Here is a 20,660-nt window from a genome sequence, read left to right as displayed (position 1 = left end):
AGAATTGCTACACTTCGCCAAAGTCCCAAAACTTTGATAAAGTCTATAAATCTGATAATCAATCACTTTTAGAGTATGTTGTGTAGGAAAGCCAGCGATAGCTGGGTATGTGCTGCAAACGCCCTTATACATTTTCTAACGCCTAATTTCGTCATTCGTAACTCGTCATTCGTAAATATTTATTACCTTTGCCCCAGTTTGTTAATTATTAATTATCAATTGTTAATTGTTATGAGAGTAGTTATCACCGGAATGGGTATTTATTCCTGCATAGGCATTTCACTCAGTGAGGTGCGTGATTCGTTATACCAAGGGAAATCGGGTATTGTTTTCTTGCCCGAACGCAAAGAATATGGCTATCGCTCTGCCCTCACAGGCTTTGTGGAAAACCCCGACCTCAAAGGTCTCTTGGGTCGCCGCGAGCGTATTTCTATGGGACAAGAAAGCGAATTTGCCTATATGGCAACCCTCGAAGCGCTTAAAAATGCAGGTATCGATAGCGATTTCTTACAACAAAACGAAGTGGGCATTCTCTATGGCAACGACAGTGTAGCCGAGTCGGTGATTCTTACCAACGACAAGATAAGAGAAAAGAAAGACACCACACTGGTAGGCTCTGGAGCGGTGTTCCGCACGATGAACTCCACTGTAACGATGAACCTCTCTACCCTCTTCCAACTGCGCGGGGTAAATATGAGCATCAGTGCTGCTTGTGCCAGTGGCTCACACTCAGTGGGTTTGGGCTATTTGCTGATACAAAGCGGTATGCAAGACTGCGTGATTTGCGGTGGTGCTCAGGAAATCAACAAGTACAGTATGGGCAGTTTTGATGGTCTTGGGGTCTTCTCAATGCGCGAGGGAGAGCCTGCTTTAGCTTCACGCCCTTTCGATGCTAATAGAGACGGCTTAGTGCCTAGTGGTGGCGCAGCAACTTTGGTGTTAGAAAGTTACGAATCGGCAATGAGGCGCGGGGCAACTCCTATCGCTGAGGTCGTAGGCTATGGATTTTCGTCCAATGGCGGACATATCTCTACCCCCAATGTAGAAGGTCCTGCCCGTGCGATGGCGCGTGCCCTCAAAAATGCAGGAATGCAAGCTAATGAAATCGACTATATCAATGCGCACGCCACTTCTACCCCCATAGGCGATGCCAATGAAGCAAAGGCTATTTATGAGATTTTTGGTAGCCATATCCCTGTGAGTTCCACCAAATCAATGACCGGACACGAGTGCTGGATGGCAGGCGCTAGCGAAGTGATATATTCCGTACTGATGATGCAAAACAGCTTTATAGCCCCTAATATCAATTTTGAAACCCCCGATGAAGCTTCTGCCAAACTCAATATTATTGCCGAAACTGTAGAATGCCCCATCAATGCCTTTTTAAGCAACTCTTTTGGCTTTGGCGGTACAAACTCAGCGTTAGTAATCAAGAAAATTTGAGAATTAAGAGTGACCCACACAAGCAATCACCACACTATCCTAACCCCTGAAACCTAACCCCTGAAACCTGAAAATGTACGACTTTATCATCATAGGCGCGGGACTTGCAGGCGTAAGCTTTGCCCATACCCTCGAAAAAAACGGCAAAACCTTCTGCCTCCTCTCCGATCACTCCCAAGTGGCGAGCGTTATTGCGGGAGGGGTTTATAATCCCGTTGTTTTAAAGCGATTTACCCCCGTTTGGCATTCTGAGGATATAATGAATAGTGCCAACCGTTTTTACGACGAAATTGAGGCTAAAATGCAATGTCAATTCCGCGTTCCTATACACGTAGTGCGCAAATTCGCTTCTGTAGAAGAACAAAACAATTGGTTTACAGCTTCTGATAATCCGCTGCTCGCTCCTTATTTGAGTCCTGTGATATTGCCCGCTCTCAACGAGGCACTCCCAGCACCTTTTGGCTTAGGCGAAGTGCTCCACACGGGGAGATTGGAGGTACAACACTATTTAAACGAAAGTATAAAACACTGGCAAACAGAAGGGGTGTGCTACGAGAAGACTTTTGTGTACGACGATTTAGAAGTATACGATACACATGTGGTTTATTGCGGAGTATCTGCCCGAAATATCATTTTCTGTGAAGGCTGCGGTATTGCCAAAAATCCGTATTTCAGCAAATTGCCTATGCGTCCGTGCAAAGGGGAGACGCTCACTATCAGTGCTACTGCTTTGCAGTTACAACACATCTACAAAAGTGATGGGGTACTGATTCCGTTAGGTGATGATAAGTATATACTTGGTGCTACTTACGACCCCGAAGATTTAACTGAAGTAATTACCGAAGCTGCCCGTGCCGAACTTTTAGATAAACTCTACAAAATGACGAGTGTTCCTTATGAAGTGCTAAGTCATCAAGCCGCGATTCGCCCTACAGTAGCCGATAGGCGACCTCTTTTAGGGCAACATCCTCAGCACTCTCATCTGTGGGTGTTCAACGGTTTAGGCACCCGAGGCGTGCTCAATGCTCCTTATTGTGCTGAGGTGCTCTATGCCGCCGCTTTTGAAGAAATAGAAATCCCCCACGAAATGAATATCAACCGCTTTGCCAAGAGGTTTAGGCATTAATCTTCTTACCTCTTATCTGATATAAATTTTCCCAAAACTTTCAACTCTTCTGTCATTATCTCCAAAAGTTGCATAGCTTGCTGAAATTGGGCGTAATGTTCAAACCCTACATCCACGAAAAAAGCGTATTTCCAAGGTGTTTCTATCACTGGCAACGACTGTATTTTGGTCATATTTATATCGTGGTCACGCAACACGTTCAGCACGGTAGCGAGACTTCCGCTCTTGTCGTATACTTGGAATTTTAGGGTTGCTTTGTCAATTTCTTCTTTTGGCAGATGGTTGTCAGTAGTAGAGAGCACCACAAAGCGCGTAGCGTTGCGTTTGATAGTTTGGATACTTTCAGCTAATATCGGCAAGTGGTAAAGTTCCGATGCCGAGGTTGAGGCAATTGCAGCGACACCTTTCAGCTGCTGCTCGTGAATTTCTTTAGCTGCTTGAGCGGTGTTAGTAGCTTCTACCAAACGGATATGAGGATATTGCTCAAAAAAATCTTTGCACTGCAATAGTGCCATATAGTGTGAGCGCACTTCGGTAATATCGGCTAAAGTTTGATTGCCAAGAGCCATTAGGTGGTGCTGAATATTCATATAGTACTCGCCTGTGATGTGCAAGTTGTTGCGGTCGATAAGCGCATAGTTAGGCAGTATAGCCCCTGCAATGCTGTTTTCAATCGCCATTACCCCCCATTGGGCTTCCCCACTTAAGAGTTTTTTCACCACTATATCAAAATTGCGACATTCTATAACGTCTATATCCTTACCAAAATAGGCTTCAGCTGCCTGATAATGGAACGAACCTTGGGTACCTTGTATGGCTATTTTTTCATTCATAGTGCAAAAATACATCTTTTTTCTTGCATATTCAAAAAATTGTTGTACCTTTGCCCCCGATTTTAAGAATTATCGTTTAACTAAATACAAAAAATACGCACGAAGAAATGACCTATATCAAGTTACATATCGCATCTGTATTACCTTTGCACAAGGTAACGCTTCGTGGCGTATCCGCTTGATTAGAATAATAGTATAATATATAGAAGAGCCCGAAGCACCCGCTTCGGGCTTTTTGTTTTTCCTCACCTCTGAAGGCTGTCCTAAAAGTCTCAAAATCGCTTTTGTGTCGCTACACTTTGGCAAAGTTTTAATTGCTCGTCGTGCTACGACCTTTGGCAAAGTTGATCAATCTGATAATCAATAGCTTTTGTAGTATGTTGTGTAGGGGCGTTTTGCAAACGCCCATATAAATAAAACTTTTAGGCACTTTCAAATTTTCCCGAAGCAATTTGTTAATTATTAATTGTCAATTGTTAATTGAAAAATGGGAAATCTATATATTACCCCCGAAGGCGTTTCTCGCCTGCGCAATTTGCGTTCTCGCAAACGCATTGTTCGAGAAGACCACGAGAAGTTTTTGCGCGAATGCTGTGATCGCCATCCTGAACTAGAAAAGCAGAAACGAAACTTGCCGCTTGTACCACTCGAAAAACCTTACCAAAAGGGCTATGTGCGTTTCTTTGTACTGAGGGAAGATGTAAAGCAAGGCAAGCAAGCCGACTTTTTCGCTACGCTCTTAGAGAAAATCAACACCTATCAATATGCTGATACGCGTAAGTTTCAGAAGAAGAAAAAGCGCCGTGGCAAACGCGTTTACATAGCTCGTAAGCAGGAATTGTACGCTTTTAATCAATGGGAATGGCAAAGAGCCCTTGAAAGGGGAAAGTTCACTGAAAAGGAACGCGCCTATTTTGCGAGGATAGAGTGTTTCAATCGCCAAAAAGACCGTTTTGAAACCTATTACGAGTTTACCGAGGCGTGGCGTTTTGAACTGCGCGTAAAGCCTAATATGATCACCCACTACCGTCCGGTAGATATAGCCATAGAGCGAGAACTCGCCGAGCTTGATAAAATCATAAATGACCATAAGAACTGGGGGATTATCCATAGCAAAATCTATGGAGGCAGTTATTCGTGGAATCAATTCCAAAAGCGCTATACGCCTAAGGAAAAGTACAAACGCACCCCGCTGAAAGAAATCGCCGCCCTTAAGTATCACACTTCAGCAATGGAAATCGCAGATATGCTTTTGGAGGTCAATCTTTAACCCAATCCGACCAGTCCGCCCCGTCCGACTCGTCCGATTTACAAAAAAACAAAGAAAAAAATGCAAGAAAAAATCATACAAATCACCGCAGGACGCGGTCCTTTAGAATGCCAATGGGTAGTGGCGAAAGTACTCAAGACTTTCCTACAAGAAGCTACTCAAGCAGGCATAGACTATACCATTCTCAGCCGTGAGGAAGGCGATGCCAATCTCACGGTTAAATCGGTTACCTTGCAACTCAAAGGCAAGGAGTTAGCACCATTTTTGAAAAGTTGGCTTGGCACTGTCTGCTGGGTAGGCAAGAGCACTTTTCGCAAGTTTCACCAGCGCAGCAACTGGTATATAGGCGTTTTTGAGCTTGACCAACTGCAACGCCAGTCTTTCTCGGAGCGCGATGTACAGTTCCAAACCACTCGCTCGCAAGGCAATGGCGGACAGAATGTGAACAAGGTAAATTCGGCAGTACGCGCCACCCACCTGCCTACAGGTATCAGCGTATTGGCACAGGATTCGCGTTCGCAACTCGACAATAAGAAACTCGCCCTTGCGCGCCTTAAAGAAAAACTTGCCGAAATAGAGCTTCAGCAACTCGCCGAGCAAGCGCAGAGCCATTGGAACAATCACACCCAAGTGCAACGCGGTAACCCTGTACGCACTTTCAAAGGTACCGATTTCAAAAGCACTTATGTAGAAAAGAGCTATAAGAAAGAACGCGCTACTGCCAAGAGGGAAATTAGGGAATTTGTCAATTAGCAAATGCTTGTCGTGCTACGACTTTTGCCAAAGTTGAAAAGAATTTCAGCAACCCTCCAAGTTATTCTGAGTTTCTCCGAGATATCAGCATCTCTAAAAAAACAAACTTTATGACCGGAATATTTTATCAAGATACCCATTTCAACCTTACCATACTCAATGGTTTGCCCATAGAGCAACTCAAACTGTCCGTAAATCCTGATGATGAAAATATCTGTTTAGTTTATCTAAAAGCGGAAGGACAGCCTATTTTTGAATTCTATTTAGAATTGGGCTTTGCTTTCTGTCAATGTTGGAATGAGTATGAAGTAGATGAGGACGATGATGCCTATCGCTTTGATGACCTTACGGAGGTTTGGCAACTCAAAGGCAAACACATTAGCGCTATTTTTGCCGAAGAAGTAGCCGGAAATAGTGAGATTATCTTTCTTTTGGAAGAAGGTGAAAAGCTCAGGCTCTACTATTGCCCCACAGAAGATAAGAGCTATTTCATTAGAAAATTAAAACAATGACAAACAAAATCATTATTATAGACTTAGAAGCGACTTGTTGGGAGGGAATACCTCCCAAAGGAGAAGTGAGTGAAATTATAGAAATAGGCATTTGTCTGCTCGATACCCTTACAGGTGAAATTAGCGATAACAGAGGTATTTTGGTAAAACCTACACATTCCAAAATAAGTCCTTTTTGTACCCAACTTACCACCCTTACCCCCGAACTGGTGGCGCGGGAAGGCGTGAGCTTTGAAGAAGCCTTGCAAATCCTTAAAAAGGAATACCAAGCCTATCAGTACACTTGGGCGAGTTATGGGAATTACGATAGGAATATGCTCCAAAAGCAATGTGCACTTAGAAAACTGCCTTACCCAATGCGCAATGAGCATATCAATGTAAAGGAACGCTTCCAAGAGGTAACCCAGCACCCCAAGCGATTGGGAATGCATCAGGCACTGAACTACCTCAAGCTACCCCTTGTAGGAACCCACCACCGAGGCAAAGACGATGCTTATAACATCGCTAAAATAATGCACTGCTTGTCTCATTATCAATTGACAAATTAATTCGCAATGAAAAACAACCTTATTCACGGCGTTCATATTTTTGAAAGCGATCTCGCTAATGAGTTGGATAGCATAGTAGAAGATGCTTATCACTACGGCGCTACAGAAGCCGAAATACGCTCCCTTATAGACACTTTTCGCAAGGAAACTGTACGCACTGCTTTGGAGAAGGAAATATTTTTGACCCTTCGCCTTGCTATTTTATGGCAGTATGGGTGGTTGCGCCCCGAGGAGGTAGCTCCCCTGCAACAGTTGGTACAAAAAGGAGTTTCTAAAAAGTGGCTACAGCAGTTTGGTACTGATACCCCCCAGATGAGCTATGCAAAGCGACAACAGCAAGTAGTACGACTGCTCTCTCGCCTTGCCACTGCCAATACAGCAGTGCCTGCACGCGAACATTGGCAAAAGGTAACCGATTTCCTTTTTGTGCCTTATGAAGTGCTGAGCGTACCCTTGTTGGGAGGTCAGTATGGTGCGGTATGGCTATTGAGGACTGATAACTATGAGGGCGACGGACATTATACTTTCGTGGAACTATTATATAAAAGTACTGAAAAGCCAACGATGGAATCGCTAATGGAGGCGCGCCTTCAGCTGATGGGAGATGGTGAGAAGGAAGTGCTCAGTGATGTGCGTAGGGTGAGTCATAAAGCCTTGTTGCTCTTTGCCGAACGCTTGGAGCGGATAGGTACTGCCATTCCTAAGGAATCCCTACCAGAGCCTTCGCCCTATATAATAGCCTACGATTCTTTTGAGAAATTCGTACAGCGATGGAACAGCGATACGGGTATCCCCGATAAAAGAAAAAGAAAGAAGTTCAAGTCAGTTGTTGCCCATTGGTAATTTAGTAAATTGACAAATTAATCCTATGAAAAAGTTTGAATTTAAATACCAATTTGAGTTCTTTTGTTCCCCTATTTGGATAGAGGAAAATGTGAAGAATCCTACCCCTCGTAATGTGGAGATTGCGGATTTGGATATCAATCCGTATTTAGAAGAAGAATTAGAGGAACTCAACCACTTGTATCAAGAGATTTTCAATGACAATTACCCTCCTGAATCCGATTTCAAAGATGCCGTAAGTGAGTATATATTTGTAAACCGTGTACTTGTTTCAGCAGAACTTTTAGAGAAAGAAGTAGTCGAGCAATACACCTTTTTCTTTGATTATCCAAAATGGAGAGAAAAATTAGCAGATTTGAAAATTAGCCAATGAGTGCAACACTCCACTTGATTACTCTGTTAATCAATCACTTTTAGAGTATGTTATGTAGGAAAGCCAGCGATAGCTGGGTATGTGCTGCAAACGCCCATTGTAAATGCCTATTGCAAACGCCCACACACAAACATTTCGCAAACGCCCATTGCAAATACCATTTATCAAACTAATTAACGTCAGTTCGATATAACAGAACATTGATTTACAGCTTTGTAACATAATATATTCACAAAATAATTCACCGTCAGGTGAAAATTCGTGAGATAATGTAAAGTAAAGGGTTTTTGATATTCCTTATTTCGTGAAAATTCGTGAAATTCGTGGGAGATTTAAAACATTTTGCTGATTATTTAATAATTACTTATGTCGAACTCACGTTAATTAACAAATTTGAAAATTATCTAATTAGCCAATGACTCCAGATTGTCCCCCTTCGGGGGAACGGGGGCATTAACAAATTCACAAATTATTATGGCAAATTTAAAACTCAAAGGGAAAGACTTACTTAAGTTAGGATTCCCGAATAATCAATCTATTAATGTAGCGTTGGAAGTGATGAAACGCAATTACGCTACTAAAAACTTGGCGTATGTAAAGTCGGTACTCGAAGATATTCTAAAAAATCCTGCGCAGTACGAAGGACACCTTACTTTTGGTCAGATAGCCGAAGCGCTGCTTTCGTCTACTAAAACCGAAAAACGACAGCTCAACGCTACCCGTGCCCCTTATCACATCTTTGGCGACGACATCACCGAAGAGGCAAAAACGCAACTCTACACGGCTCTCAAACTCCCTATTTCGGTTGGCGGTGCCTTAATGCCCGATGCCCATAGTGGCTATGGTTTGCCCATAGGGGGCGTGCTGGCGGTGGAGAATGCCGTGATTCCTTATGGGGTAGGCTTGGACATCGGTTGCCGTATGTGCCTCAGCATCTTGGATATCCCTGTATCCTACCTTTCGGGGGCGCGTGATAAGTACGAGAAAGCCCTTGTGGAACATACGAAGTTCGGTATGTACGAAACCCACAAATCACACGTAGACCACGAGATTTTCGAGCGCGATACTTTTTCACTGATTCCTATTCTCAAGCGATTGAAAGATAAGGCAATCAAGCAGATGGGTACTTCAGGTAGTGGCAATCACTTTGTAGAATTTGGCGAGGTAGAACTTTTGGCAGACGACCCACAAATAGGCTTACCCAAAGGAAAATACCTCGGTATTCTTTCGCATAGCGGTTCGCGTGGTTTTGGTGCTGAAATTGCTCAGTATTACGTGCGCGTGGCAGCCGAACAATGTCCGCTACCCAAAGAAGCCCAACAGTTTGCGTGGCTCGACCTCAGCACTCACTTAGGGTTAGAGTATTGGACGGCTATGAACCTCGCAGGCGATTACGCTTCTGCCTGCCACGATGATATCCACCGCCGACTTATTCGCGCCGTGGGTGGACGATTGAGGGCGCGTATCGAGAACCACCACAATTTTGCGTGGAAAGAAATTCACGATGGCAAGGAGGTAGTTGTACACCGCAAAGGGGCTACCCCTGCTGGCGAGGGAGTATTGGGTATTATCCCTGCCTCAATGACCGATGCCGGCTATATTGTGCGAGGCAAGGGCAATGCCGAAAGTTTCAATTCGGCTTCACACGGAGCAGGGCGCGCTTTCTCGCGCAATGAGAGCAAGAACCGCTTTACCAATTCCGATATCAAAAAAGCCCTCAAAGCCAAAGATATTACCCTCATTGGGGGCAATGCCGAAGAAGCTCCTATGGCCTATAAAAACATAGAAACTGTAATGGCTTCCCAAAGCGATTTAGTAGATATCATCGGTACTTTCCAGCCACGCATCGTGCGAATGGACAAGTAATCTGTTATTTTTGAATTATGTTATGATGTACGGGCGTTTTGCAAACGCCCTTACAAATAAAACTTTTCGGACAGTTTTTTTATTTGCTTATATGCTAATTATCTTGTACCTTTGCCAAAAATAGAAAATATTATGCCTTATACAATTACCATTACCGATAACAATCCACAAGCACTACACCTTGTGAGATATCTTAAAACACTTGATTTTGTAAAAGTTACAAAGCAAAAAGAACCTAAGTACTCTCAGGAAGTATTGGATGCTTCTAAAGTATTAAAAATGACCCCTGAGGAAATCGTAGAAGCTGCTAAAGAAGAAGAAATGACCCCTGAGGATTACGCATTTGTGATGACAATCTCTAAAAAGATAAATAAGAAAGTATCTCAACGATTAAGAGAACGTTTTAACCTATAAAAACTTTTAATTATGATTATCATTGCCGACAGTAACATTTTTATGAGTGCTCTTATAAACCCCTCTGGTCATAAAGCTTTAATATTGGCTGAAAGGAAGAAAATACAATATATAGTGCCTGACTATCTCATTACTGAAGTAACCGAGCATATTCCTGATTTGGTAAAACGTTTTAAAAATCAGAAAACAAAAAAAGAACTATTAGCTGATTTTAAAAAACTATTAGAAGGCATTACCATTGTAAAAGAAGAAGATTTGCAAAAAACCTATGTAGCAAAAGCTGAAAAAATAGTCGCTGATGTAGATGAGAATGATATGCACTTTATTGCTCTTCATCTGCAAATCAAACACAAAATATGGACTTCTGACAAACTTCTTATAAAGGGTCTTACCGAAAAAGGTTACGGACATTTCTTTACCTCTACAGAAGAATTGAGCGAACATCTCTACAAAAAATAAAACCTCTAATTTACTTATTTCAGTTGAAGAAACTCTCCTCTCACATAAAGGATATGCTGTGTGTTTTGTTGCTTCCGCTGCTTTTCATTGGCATATTGTTTAGCCGCTTTTTTGATAGGATGGACGAGAAAATACATCTTCGCACTATTCTCGCTTGGATATTCTCACCTTACTGCCCTATATATAGGGTTGCGATGGATAGTGAAAAAACTTTTTGGACAAAGCAAATTCTAATAGTAAGACTTTTTTTGATAAGAAAAATTGTTTTTCTATGTATTTTTTATACCTTTGTCATTAAATAATAAATACGTTTAGTTAAAAAAAAGAAATATGAAAAAGTATTTAGCAGAAATGTTTGGCACTATGGTGCTCGTTTTAATGGGATGCGGTGTAGCTGTGAGCTTAGGTTGCACAAATGCTGATCCTTCAACAGTAATTGGTACAGCGTTAGCTTTTGGTTTATCGGTTGTAGCAATGGCTTATACCATAGGAGGTGTTTCAGGATGCCATATCAATCCAGCGATTACGTTGGGGGTATTCCTTTCAGGAAGAATGAATGGCAAGGATGCTGTGGGGTATATGATCTCGCAGGTTATTGGAGCGCTAATTGGTTCAACGCTTTTGTTTGTTTTGACCTCTAATGCAGGTTTAACAGGCACTGGTGCTAATGATTTGCAGGATGCAAATGTAACTGTTTTAGGCGGTTTGTTGGCAGAGATTATTTTCACTTGCGTGTTTGTGCTCATCGTTTTAGGAGCAACATCAAAAGAAAATGGTGAAACCAACAAATTTGCTGGCTTAGCTATTGGTTTAGGTTTAGTACTTATCCACTTGGCTTGTATTCGTTATACAGGAACTTCAGTGAATCCTGCGCGTAGTATTGCTCCAGCTCTCTATGCTGGTGGCTCTGCTTTAGAACATCTTTGGATTTTCATTGTAGGTCCATTTATTGGTGCTTGTTGCGCTGCAGGTATTTGGAAAGTGATTGAAACCAAAAAATAAGAATTGTTTGGGATTTATAAAAAAACAAGGTGTTTGTGACACCTTGTTTTTTTATATCATCAATTTGATAATTATCAAATAATACGTACCTTTGCCCTTTCAAAACTTTTTCACTTTTCACTAAAATATATGGCAAAAGAAACCCCACTAATGAAGCAGTACAATCAGATAAAAAGCAAATATCCTGATGCTTTACTGCTGTTTAGGGTAGGCGATTTCTACGAAACTTTTGGCGAAGATGCCGTAAAAGCCGCTCATACCCTCGACATTGTGCTCACCAACCGCAACAACGGCACCGAGCGCAGTGAATTGGCGGGTTTTCCTTACCATTCTATCAATACCTATCTCCCCAAACTCGTAAAAGCGGGCTACCGCGTGGCAATATGCGACCAGCTGGAAGACCCTAAACTCGTGAAAGGCATCGTAAAACGAGGTGTTACCGAACTCGTTACCCCAGGAGTTGCCCTCAACGACGATATATTGCAAAGCAAAAGCAACAACTTCTTAGCCTCGGTATGGTTGGGCAAACAAGGCTGCGGTGCTGCTTTTCTCGATGTTTCTACCGGTGAGTTCTTGGTAGCACAAGGCGATAAAACCTATATCGATAAGCTCTTGCAGAACTTCCGCCCTAGCGAACTGCTCGTTGCTAAACACCAAAAAAAGGAATTTGCTGAGCATTTTGGCGACGACTTCCACTGTTTCTACTTGGAAGATTGGGTCTTTAAAGATGATTATGCCCAGCAGGTACTCACCAAACACTTTCAAACCAACTCTCTCAAAGGCTTTGGCATAGACGAACTCACCGAAGCGATTCTTACCGCAGGGGCTATCCTCTACTACTTATCCGAAACCCAACACCACCAACTCCAACACATTACTGCCATTCAGCGCATCGCCGAAGAGGCTTATGTATGGCTCGACAAGTTCACCATTCGCAATTTGGAACTCTATGTGGGCAATACCACCCCCTCGGTGAGTTTGCTCGATGTGATTGATAAAACGCTGTCGCCTATGGGCAGTCGTACCCTCAAACGCTGGTTGGCGTTACCGCTGAAGAAGTTAGACAAAATCCGTCAGCGTCACGAGGTGGTCGATTACTTTTTGAAACACATCGATGTATTAGAGCAGGTGAAAACAGCCCTCAGCCGTATGGGCGACATCGAACGACTGATTTCTAAGGTCGCTACCCTGAAAATCAATCCGCGGGAAGTAGTGCAATTGCGCGCTTCTTTGGAACATATCCCCCTGATAAAACAGTTGTGTTTGGCTTCTGCCAATGAATCGCTTACCCTTTTGGGCGATAAACTCCACAGTTGCGAACAACTCAGTGCGCGCATCGCCGAAACACTCAATGAAGATGCCCCAGTGAACATAGCCAAAGGTAATGCTATCGCCAAAGGTTTTTCGGCAGAATTGGACGAACTGCGCAGACTCTCGCATTCGGACAAAAGTTATTTAGACGATTTGCTCTTGCGCGAAAGCCAACGCACGGGTATTCCTTCTCTAAAAATAGATAGCAACAACGTGTTTGGCTACTATATCGAAGTGCGCAACACTCATAAAGATAAAGTCCCGCCTGATTGGATACGCAAGCAAACCCTTGTGAATGCGGAGCGTTATATCACCGGAGAACTCAAAGAATACGAAGCTAAAATATTAGGTGCTGAAGAAAAAATCGCTCAATTAGAGCAATCGCTATACGCCGAACTGATTGCTTTTATCAGTGAGTATATCGGTCAGGTGCAGACGAACGCTACGCTTATCGGTCAGCTGGATTGTCTCTGTGGTTTTGCTACTTTGGCGATGGAAAACAACTATCACCGCCCCGAGATGAACGAGGGGTACGCCATTGACATTAAGGATGGTCGCCACCCTGTGATTGAAAAGCAACTGCCCGTTGGTACGCCCTACATTGCCAACGATGTGTATTTAGACCGTGAACGCCAGCAAATCATAATGATTACCGGACCTAATATGTCGGGTAAATCAGCTATTTTGCGACAAACCGCCCTGATAGTACTCTTGGCACAGATAGGCAGTTTTGTGCCTGCTGCTACTGCTCAATTAGGTATCGTCGATAAGATATTCACCCGTGTAGGCGCAAGCGATAACATTTCTATGGGCGAATCTACTTTTATGGTCGAGATGAACGAGGCAGCCCTCATTTTGAACAACATCTCCGATAGAAGTTTAGTGCTCTTAGACGAAATCGGGCGTGGTACGAGCACTTACGATGGTATTTCCATAGCGTGGGCAATCGCCGAATATTTGCACGAACACCCCAGCAAAGCCAAAACTCTTTTTGCGACCCACTATCACGAACTCAACGAGATGAGTGAGCAGTTCGAGCGCATCAAGAATTACAATGTATCGGTAAAAGAAACCAAAGACAGCGTACTTTTCTTGCGCAAACTCACCGAGGGTGGTTCAGCGCACAGTTTTGGGATACACGTAGCGAAGATGGCGGGAATGCCTCAATATGTGATTCAGAAGGCGAATAAAATGCTCAAAAAGCTCGAGGAGAGTCATAATGTAGTACCCACTGCCAAAGTGGTTAAAAACGCCCAAAAAGAAATGCAATTGAGCTTCTTTGATATGAACGATCCACTTTTAGAAGCCCTAAAAGAAGATTTACTCAGTCTCGACATCAACACCCTCACCCCCGTAGAGGCACTGATGAAACTCAACGAAATGCGTAAGCGAATTAGCTAATTAACAAATATGAAAATTAGCAAATGAGTAGTATCACTACACTTTGTCAAAGTCTATAATTACACTAATCCCTGAAACCTAAAATCTAATTATTATGCGATTTTTTAGATATTCATTGCTTTTTTATAATGCACTCTCTGCTATAGGAATTTTCTTATTAGTGATAGCAGGATTTTTCTATGCAATTCTTATTTTAAGCATTCCTTTATATGCTACCTATAGAGCCTTTACTGATAAAGACCCTGTGATCAGGAAGAGATATACCTTTTCTGCTATTGCTAGTGCTATTACTTTCTTTTTAATAGGAATTCTCGCTCTTATGATTTCCAAAGGTATTCAAAAAGATAGAGAAGAACAGAGATTGCAACAACTACAAGAAACAGTTAAGTAATTTGCTAATTAGCAAATTTGAAAATTAGCAAATGAGTAGTGTCGCCACACTTTGGCAAAGTCCCTACCCCCTGAAACCTAAAAACAATAATAAAAATGAAAAAGACAATTTACACACTTTGTACAGGCGTATTTGCGCTGCTTACCATTATTGGTTGCTCTAAATCCGACGACAACGACAGCAAAAAGAACAAGGACAAAAATGATATCGAAGTTACAAACTTCAATATTCCTAAGGAAGCTAAAGCCATTTTGCCCGACAAAACTCTTACCGAAATGGTTGCTAACGGAATGACCATTCACGAAGGAACTAACCCGCCTAATATCGAGGGTATCTATTTGCTCGACAACCTCAAATTCCTTTACACCAGTGACCCCGACGATCATTACTTTACCAAAGGACAACCAGCTGCCGATTATAAATATAAGTTTTATGATCAACAAGGAGTAAAGGTAAAATCGAATTACAAAGTACTGAAATTTGGCGTGTTTGACACAGCTACAGGCTCTGGTGCTATCATTTCAGGTAGCGGTAACAAGTTCACCGTTTTCCTAAGCCACGCTGCTAATACAGAAGGTGTAAAGAATAACGATATAACTCTAATTTCAGGGGAACTCACATCTCAAGGTATTAAGAATTTGGTTTATGTGCTAACAGTTACTCAAAAAGATGACAGTAACAATAAAATAATGAAGGTAGGTACCTATCGCATTTTCACTCACTACGAAAGTATTGCTCAAAAGCAAACAACATATTAAATATCAAAGAGATATAGGGAGGTGTTGTATTGAATATTGTACATTTGCCTCCAATTTTTAAACAAAAATAAAAATGAAAAAAACAATTTACACATTTTGCGCAGGCGTATTTGCCCTGCTTACCATTATCGGATGTTCTAAATCTGATGACAATAATGGAGAAGAGAAAAAACAAGTAAAAACTAGTAATTTCAATATTCCTAAGGAAGCTAAAGCTATCATTCCTGAGAAGTTTATAGGAGAAATGGCTGCCAACGGAATGACCATCAACGAGGGGACTAACCCGCCTAATATCGAAGGTATTTTTGCTACGGGCATATTGGAACTGACCTACATAAGTTCAGAAGACAATGGTTATCCGATAGGGAAACAGATTGAAGGCTATCGCTATAAGTTTTACAACCAAAAAGGAACAAAGCTAAAAGCTGATTATGTACACGAAAGCCTTCTAAGTGATGATAGAGCCTCAGGCAAAGGCGTAATCATTTCGGGGTCAGGCAGTAAGTTCACCGCTTATCTGCAGCTAACGGGGTCTCTTTTGGGGGCTACTTACACACAGGTAGCCGTGTATTCGGGAGAGATGACAGCAAATGGCGTGAAAGATTTTCAATGGGCGCTTTGTTTGGTTGACAAGAAAGATGACACCTTGAATAAGTTGATGCCTATAGGCGGTATGCGTATTTGGGTTGATACGAGCAAATTAGCAACAAAGAAGAAAGAGTTCCCTTACGGCGACTAATAAACAACAAATAAAAAAACTTCTCATCATGAGAAGTTTTTTTATTTGTTAAGGAGCCTTATACTCCATTGCTCTAAGGGCTGCCAATTCTTTTTCGGTAATTCTTTTATAGGTAGTGGTAGAAGGTTTTTTGTTTCCATCTACATCTATATAGGCACCCTCTATCATAAGTTTACCCTCAGTAATGGTAAAAGTAGTAGTGCCATTTTTGGTTGTAAAGGTATTCCCTGAAAGTGTATAAGGCAAGAGCTCTTGCTTTTCATAGCCGCAATTGCCATTTCTCTTCTTAAACGAAAGAAGTTCTATTGTCTTTTCAGTAAAAACAACCGTTTCTTTTATTGTACATTCTGAGACTGAAATTCGTTTCCCATCTATGGTAGACGATTCCATTTGCCACACTCCTATAATTTCAGGAGATTTTTGAGGAGGTGTTGGTATGTCATTATCCTTTATAATTTTAGGAGATTTTTCAGGAGGTGCGGGTGCGTCATTATCCTTGCTTCCACAAGAAGTTACAAGTGTTGTGAGTGCTATAAAAGCACCTAATAAAATTTTTTTCATATCCGTTGTGAATTTTTAGTTAGAAAGTACAAAAGTAAGAACTATTTGTCAATTAGGCAATTCATCAGTTAGTTTTTTACAACATTGGATGTTTTCTTATCAAAAAAAAAGTAACTTTTGAGTGAAAATAATCCTATATCGATTATATTTCGGCACTTTGGCAGTAGCAACACTTTCTGTTAAATTGTTGTTAAAAGATTTGGAAGTATTGTATTGGAAATTGTACATTTGCCTCCGATTTTTTTAAAAAAACAAAAATGAAAAGAACAATCTACGCACTTTGCACAGTGGTATGTGCACTATTTGTAATGACTTCCTGCTCAAAATCCGATGATGATAAAGGAGGCAATGGTGGAATTGTAAATAATAATTTCTCTTCTGAGGTAACAGCCGTTGCTTCTAAGGAAACTATCCAAAAAATGGCAGCTAATAAAGCTACTATCTATGGTGGCACAACCCCTCCAAGAGTTGAAGGTTATTTTACCTCTGGAGAAGTACAGCTTACCCATACTAGCCTTGGTGATAATGATCCTCTAAAATCAGCAGCTTTTGATGGATTCTACTATAGATTCTATGAGCAAAACGGCTCTAAGCTAAAAGTAGACTATAGAAATCACGCTGGAGGAACTTATGCTGCTAATGGTGTAAATGCGGTTATCTCAGGAGAAGGTAATAAGTTTACTATTTTCTTTCTCAACAAAGAAAGAGATTTAGTTGCCCTTTCAGGTGAATTTACTGAAGGTGCTATAAATGGATTTCAATGGGCTAACTATGTTAAAGTAGCTAGTAGTAAATCTCCTGAAGGAACAGTACGCATTTTTAAAAGCAAAAGTGGTCGTGCTGAAAGAGCACAATAATTCTAATTAGTAAATAAAAAACTTCTCTTTATCTAAAAACAAAGGGAAGTTTTTTTATATCTATCCCCTAACACCTGACACCTGTCCCCTGACACCTAATACCCTACAAAACCCCTTTTCTCCTCGCGATGTCAATCGCTTCTATAAGGCTTTTGGCATTGAACTTTTCCCGTATATTTTGTCGGTGCCTATTCACTGTGTAAGTGCTGATGAAGAGCTTTTCAGCTATTTCTTTGCTCGAAAAACCTTGAGAGGCAAGTGAGAGTATTTCCTTCTCCCGCGGGGTAAGCGCAAAAGTATCCTCTTCTTCTATTTTTATAGGGATAATCTCCCCCGTTATACAGTGTTTCATTTGCGCCCTTACCGGCAAATTCTCCGATTGGTCAGGGGCAATTTCTATAATGCCTAAGGCGAGGTAATTGTCGTCAGTAACTTCTAATAGTTGCTTCTCGTTAGTTACGCGCCTATAAGTGCCATCGCTTGCCATTCCGCGGTAGTCGTAAATACATTTGTACTGCATTTGCTCTTCTTTGGGCAAAGCCGATAGAAACTCAAAAATTTTCTCATTTATGAGGTCTTTCATCGCCAAATCATCGGGGTGGATGCGCCGTTTTAGCGGATAATCTTGTATTTCGTTGCTGTCGTTTTGAGGAATATCGTCGTAACCAAAGAGTTTAAACTTATCGGAAATAAAATAGAAATGCTTGTTTTTATCTACTATAAAAACGGCATTATTCCCTATTTTTGCAAGCATTTCGGCATAAGGGATATACTTCTGTGCTAAGATTTTCATAGAAGCTGAGGTACTCATCGTCAATTAAAAATGGTTATTTTTGCGTATTGCCACACTTGCGCAACCGCCGTAATTTTGCCCCAAAATTAATAATTTTTCTCAAATATGAAAAATTACAACAGTATTATTATAGGCAGTGGCTTGGGCGGACTCATCGCTGGAGCTACTTTGTCTCTCTGGGGTAAGAAGGTAATTGTGCTCGAACAACACTATATCGCTGGCGGTTGTGCTACCGCTTTTAAACGCAAAGATTACTTGATGGAAGTAGGTTTGCACGAAATCGACGGACTTCACGAAACTGACCCTAAACGTCCTATCTTAGAACTTTTAGGGGTGTTTGATGAAGTAGAATTTCTAAAAGTACCAGAATTCTACCATTTGAAGAAGCAAAACTTCCAGTGTACTCTACATCACGGGGCAGAAGCCAAAGCAAAACTCATCGCCGATTTTCCCGATAGCAAAGCCGAAATCGAACGCTTTTTTAAACTCATCAATAGGCTTTATGCCGAAATGCGTCGGCTCCCCCGCAACAAATGGCTCAATATATTGCTCTACCCACTGATGCCTTTCTTGATTCCTACGATCATCAAAACTTCTACAATGAACACAGGTGATTGGCTGGATGCAAATATCAAAGATGAAGCACTCAAAAACGTGCTCACGGCTAATTTGGGTTATTATACCGATGACCCTTATAACCTCTCGCTAATGTATTTTCTAATGGCGCAAGGTAGCTATTTAAAAGGAGGGGGCAACTTCGTGAAAGGGGGTTCACAGTCGCTGTCTAACTACTTGGTGCGCTTTATTGAAAAACGTGGCGGACAAGTGCTTACGGGTAAATTTGTAGAAGAGATTTTGGTGGAAAACAACCAAGCGGTGGGGGTGAGCTATCGCGATACATTCAACAGTGCGGCAGCTAAAAAATCGCTCTACGCCGATAGTGTGGTCGCCAATGCTGCCCAACCTATAGTCGCCCAGATGCTCCCCGAGCCTTATCGCTCTAAATTAGCGCAAAAGGTAGCGCCTTTAGAACTCGCCTGTTCCCTGCTCACCATTTATTTGGGTTTCAATACCGATTTGAAAAAACTCGGCGTAAACCACTATTCTACCATCATTCAGGGTCAAAAAGACTATAAACTGAAAGATGTAAAAGCCGATTCGCAAGGTGATTGGGCTCAAAAATCATTTACTTTTGTGAATTATGGGGCAGTAGATGCCCAGTTAGCTCCTGAGGGAAAGACGGTAGGTGTGATTTGTGCCATTGATTACCTCAAAGAATGGGAAGGACTCAGCGAAGCGGAATATCAGCAGAAGAAGGAAAAGGTCGCACAGCTGTTTTTAGCGCGTTTAGAAGCCGAATTTCCCACTATTCTTGAGTACTTGGAGTGTTATGAGGTAGCGACTGCCAAAACGATAAAAAGATACACTTTAAACCCGCAGGGCACCCCCTATGGCTATGTGCAATCGGTGAAACAAACTTACCCTAAACGCGATAAGCTCACCACTTCACCGCTGAAAAACTTGTACTTTGCCTCAGCTTGGGCGCCTTCAGGGGGAGGGTATTCAGGGGCGATTTACAGCGGTTTTATGACGGCAAATAAGATGAAAACCCAAGTGAAATGGCGTGACTACGCACCCTCAACGCTTACTGATGAACGCTGTGTAAAACTCTTAGCTAAAGACCTCATTGCTGATAATACTATCTTGCTCACTTTTGAAAAACCTAAAGGTTTAGAGTATAAAGCAGGGCAGTATGCCGTTTTGCGCCTCGATAATCCTCGATATACCGCATTGGATATACCTTTGCGTCCGCTTTCAATGGTCTCTCATCCTAAAGATGACACTTTGCAATTCGCAATGCGCCTCAGTGATAGCAGTTTTAAGAAGAGCGTTGCCGCAATGGCGATAGGCGATACCGCTACGATATTCGCCCCTATGGGTAATTTCACTCTTAAAGCAGAAAATAAACGCATCGTGTTCCTCGCCTCAGGCATTGGCATTACCCCCGTACTCCCGATGCTCAAAACCTTAGCACAACAGCAATTTGCAGGTGAAGTAGCAGTGTTTTACTCTAATAAAACCGAAGCCTCAGCCGCTTTTCACAGCGAATTACAACACAGCAATTTGGCTAACTATAGCTATCTGCCCGTGTTCACCGCCACCCAAAAGCGCCTCAACGCTGATTTCTTAAAGGAGCATCTCCACATCCTCACCGATTGTGAGTATTACATCGTGGGAACCCATAGCTTTACCAAAGCAATGCAGGAACTCCTTCTCAATGAAAAAGTCCCTGCCGAGTTTATTTTTAAAGATGATTTTGGTTCAGCTTCCTGATGCTTTATTGTCTAAAAACAAATCGGCTAATTTGCTAAAAGTGTAGTGATGTAAATTAATTATCAAATATCAA

General features: G+C 41.9%; 22 protein-coding genes. 18 read left to right on the top strand and 4 right to left on the bottom strand.

The window, feature by feature from the left end:
- The first annotated feature begins 231 nt into the window (after positions 1-231).
- Positions 232-1,443 carry a beta-ketoacyl-[acyl-carrier-protein] synthase family protein gene (locus tag I7X29_RS08315; protein ID WP_198473968.1) on the top strand — a complete coding sequence of 404 codons (1,212 nt, stop codon included), beginning with the start codon at positions 232-234 and terminating at the stop codon, positions 1,441-1,443.
- A 73-nt stretch (positions 1,444-1,516) separates the two neighbouring features.
- On the top strand, positions 1,517-2,569 hold the full coding sequence (locus I7X29_RS08310; RefSeq protein ID WP_198473966.1) for an NAD(P)/FAD-dependent oxidoreductase: 1,053 nt from the start codon (positions 1,517-1,519) through the stop codon (positions 2,567-2,569).
- 5 nt (positions 2,570-2,574) lie between these two features.
- Here I7X29_RS08310 and I7X29_RS08305 read toward each other — a convergent pair whose 3' ends face one another.
- Positions 2,575-3,402 carry a prephenate dehydratase gene (locus tag I7X29_RS08305; protein WP_198473964.1) on the bottom strand — a complete coding sequence of 276 codons (828 nt, stop codon included), beginning with the start codon at positions 3,400-3,402 and terminating at the stop codon, positions 2,575-2,577.
- A 487-nt stretch (positions 3,403-3,889) separates the two neighbouring features.
- On the opposite strand from I7X29_RS08305, the gene I7X29_RS08300 reads away from it, so the two are divergent.
- From I7X29_RS08300 to I7X29_RS08260, 9 genes are all read left to right on the top strand, one after another.
- The gene (locus I7X29_RS08300; protein WP_198473962.1) at positions 3,890-4,672 is read left to right on the top strand and encodes a hypothetical protein; all 783 of its coding nucleotides are present in this window, start codon (positions 3,890-3,892) and stop codon (positions 4,670-4,672) included.
- Positions 4,673-4,732: 60 nt separating this feature from the next.
- Complete coding sequence (gene prfH / locus I7X29_RS08295; protein ID WP_198473960.1) at positions 4,733-5,425, top strand: peptide chain release factor H; 693 nt, start codon at positions 4,733-4,735, stop codon at positions 5,423-5,425.
- 110 nt (positions 5,426-5,535) lie between these two features.
- Positions 5,536-5,937 (top strand): hypothetical protein, encoded by a 402-nt coding sequence (locus tag I7X29_RS08290; protein ID WP_198473958.1) that lies wholly within the window; start codon positions 5,536-5,538, stop codon positions 5,935-5,937.
- Positions 5,934-6,485, top strand: a complete 552-nt coding sequence (locus tag I7X29_RS08285) for a 3'-5' exonuclease (protein ID WP_198473956.1) — start codon at positions 5,934-5,936, stop codon at positions 6,483-6,485. The genes I7X29_RS08290 and I7X29_RS08285 overlap by 4 nt, the downstream gene beginning before the upstream one ends.
- Positions 6,486-6,491: 6 nt before the next feature.
- A complete protein-coding gene (locus tag I7X29_RS08280; RefSeq protein WP_198473954.1) occupies positions 6,492-7,328 on the top strand; it encodes a hypothetical protein in 837 nt (278 codons plus the stop codon).
- Positions 7,329-7,353: 25 nt separating this feature from the next.
- Positions 7,354-7,701 carry a hypothetical protein gene (locus I7X29_RS08275; protein WP_198473952.1) on the top strand — a complete coding sequence of 116 codons (348 nt, stop codon included), beginning with the start codon at positions 7,354-7,356 and terminating at the stop codon, positions 7,699-7,701.
- A 474-nt stretch (positions 7,702-8,175) separates the two neighbouring features.
- Positions 8,176-9,567 carry an RtcB family protein gene (locus I7X29_RS08270; RefSeq protein WP_198473950.1) on the top strand — a complete coding sequence of 464 codons (1,392 nt, stop codon included), beginning with the start codon at positions 8,176-8,178 and terminating at the stop codon, positions 9,565-9,567.
- 132 nt (positions 9,568-9,699) lie between these two features.
- Positions 9,700-9,981, top strand: a complete 282-nt coding sequence (locus I7X29_RS08265; RefSeq protein ID WP_198473948.1) for a hypothetical protein — start codon at positions 9,700-9,702, stop codon at positions 9,979-9,981.
- Positions 9,982-9,993: 12 nt separating this feature from the next.
- Positions 9,994-10,440: a PIN domain-containing protein gene (locus tag I7X29_RS08260; RefSeq protein ID WP_198473946.1), complete on the top strand. Its 447-nt coding sequence runs from the start codon at positions 9,994-9,996 to the stop codon at positions 10,438-10,440.
- A gap of 14 nt (positions 10,441-10,454) precedes the next feature.
- On the opposite strand, the gene I7X29_RS15615 is transcribed toward I7X29_RS08260, so the two are convergent.
- Positions 10,455-10,577 carry a hypothetical protein gene (locus I7X29_RS15615; protein WP_262895896.1) on the bottom strand — a complete coding sequence of 41 codons (123 nt, stop codon included), beginning with the start codon at positions 10,575-10,577 and terminating at the stop codon, positions 10,455-10,457.
- A gap of 193 nt (positions 10,578-10,770) precedes the next feature.
- Here I7X29_RS15615 and I7X29_RS08255 point away from each other — a divergent pair, with 193 nt between their 5' ends.
- The 5 genes from I7X29_RS08255 (at position 10,771) to I7X29_RS08235 (ending at position 16,042) form a co-directional block, all read left to right on the top strand.
- Complete coding sequence (locus I7X29_RS08255; RefSeq protein ID WP_088593261.1) at positions 10,771-11,442, top strand: MIP/aquaporin family protein; 672 nt, start codon at positions 10,771-10,773, stop codon at positions 11,440-11,442.
- 129 nt (positions 11,443-11,571) lie between these two features.
- The gene (gene mutS / locus I7X29_RS08250) at positions 11,572-14,154 is read left to right on the top strand and encodes a DNA mismatch repair protein MutS (RefSeq protein ID WP_198473944.1); all 2,583 of its coding nucleotides are present in this window, start codon (positions 11,572-11,574) and stop codon (positions 14,152-14,154) included.
- Positions 14,155-14,248: 94 nt separating this feature from the next.
- Complete coding sequence (locus I7X29_RS08245; RefSeq protein ID WP_198473941.1) at positions 14,249-14,545, top strand: preprotein translocase subunit SecG; 297 nt, start codon at positions 14,249-14,251, stop codon at positions 14,543-14,545.
- A 95-nt stretch (positions 14,546-14,640) separates the two neighbouring features.
- Entirely contained in the window at positions 14,641-15,303 is a 663-nt protein-coding gene (locus I7X29_RS08240; RefSeq protein WP_198473939.1) for a hypothetical protein, read from the top strand.
- A 73-nt stretch (positions 15,304-15,376) separates the two neighbouring features.
- Positions 15,377-16,042 carry a hypothetical protein gene (locus tag I7X29_RS08235; RefSeq protein WP_198473937.1) on the top strand — a complete coding sequence of 222 codons (666 nt, stop codon included), beginning with the start codon at positions 15,377-15,379 and terminating at the stop codon, positions 16,040-16,042.
- A 48-nt stretch (positions 16,043-16,090) separates the two neighbouring features.
- Here I7X29_RS08235 and I7X29_RS08230 read toward each other — a convergent pair whose 3' ends face one another.
- Positions 16,091-16,603: a lipocalin-like domain-containing protein gene (locus I7X29_RS08230; protein WP_095901501.1), complete on the bottom strand. Its 513-nt coding sequence runs from the start codon at positions 16,601-16,603 to the stop codon at positions 16,091-16,093.
- A 257-nt stretch (positions 16,604-16,860) separates the two neighbouring features.
- On the opposite strand from I7X29_RS08230, the gene I7X29_RS08225 reads away from it, so the two are divergent.
- Entirely contained in the window at positions 16,861-17,460 is a 600-nt protein-coding gene (locus tag I7X29_RS08225) for a hypothetical protein (RefSeq protein WP_198473935.1), read from the top strand.
- 103 nt (positions 17,461-17,563) lie between these two features.
- Here I7X29_RS08225 and I7X29_RS08220 read toward each other — a convergent pair whose 3' ends face one another.
- Positions 17,564-18,271 carry a LuxR C-terminal-related transcriptional regulator gene (locus I7X29_RS08220; protein WP_198473933.1) on the bottom strand — a complete coding sequence of 236 codons (708 nt, stop codon included), beginning with the start codon at positions 18,269-18,271 and terminating at the stop codon, positions 17,564-17,566.
- An 87-nt stretch (positions 18,272-18,358) separates the two neighbouring features.
- Here I7X29_RS08220 and I7X29_RS08215 point away from each other — a divergent pair, with 87 nt between their 5' ends.
- Entirely contained in the window at positions 18,359-20,587 is a 2,229-nt protein-coding gene (locus tag I7X29_RS08215; RefSeq protein WP_198473931.1) for an FAD-dependent oxidoreductase, read from the top strand.
- The last annotated feature ends 73 nt before the right edge of the window (positions 20,588-20,660 follow it).

This window comes from Capnocytophaga periodontitidis, assembly GCF_016126015.1.
In the GTDB taxonomy this organism is placed as follows: domain Bacteria; phylum Bacteroidota; class Bacteroidia; order Flavobacteriales; family Flavobacteriaceae; genus Capnocytophaga; species Capnocytophaga periodontitidis.
This window is presented reverse-complemented; position numbering and strand designations above follow the sequence as displayed.